Here is a 589-nt window from a genome sequence, read left to right on the forward strand (position 1 = left end):
ATCGGTATGAAGCACCGCCTTGCGTCCCATTTTTCGCAACCTCCCCAGAAAGGCTCTCCCATGCTGCCCTCCCAGGCCCCTGTCATCGACGTGCGCACGATCGACCCCCGCGAACGGTATGTGCTGGTCTTCGACCGTTTCGATAGCCTGCTGCCTGGCGAGGCGCTGCAGCTCATCCACAACCACGATCCGCTGCCCCTGCGCCACCAGCTCGAAGCGCGCTCGGCGGGCCAGTTCCAGTGGGCCTATCTGCAACAGGGGCCCGCGCAGTGGCGCGTGCTGCTCAGCAAGCTCGAGCCCGCCGAAGCGGAGGACTCGTGCTGCTCGGGCGGCGCCTGCGGCGGTTGATACAAAAGCCGCTNGCCAGTTCCAGTGGGCCTATCTGCAACAGGGGCCCGCGCAGTGGCGCGTGCTGCTCAGCAAGCTCGAGCCCGCCGAAGCGGAGGACTCGTGCTGCTCGGGCGGCGCCTGCGGCGGTTGATACAAAAGCCGCTAGCCGTGGCGGAACGGGCTGCGCGCCTGCAGCTCGTCCAGATACTGGTCAACGCCGGCGCCTTCGCGCTCCAGAAAACGCTCCACCGCGTCGGCG

General features: G+C 67.5%; 1 protein-coding gene. It reads left to right on the forward strand.

Annotated features, from left to right (window positions below; all coding sequences use genetic code 11):
* The coding region (locus tag QZH66_RS18150) for a DUF2249 domain-containing protein (protein ID WP_305807194.1) at window positions 1–348 on the forward strand (348 nt) is incomplete at its 5' end.
* Window positions 349–589: the final 241 nt, after the last annotated feature.

Source organism: Stenotrophomonas sp. YIM B06876, assembly GCF_030711595.1.
Classification (GTDB): Bacteria; Pseudomonadota; Gammaproteobacteria; order Xanthomonadales; family Xanthomonadaceae; genus Stenotrophomonas.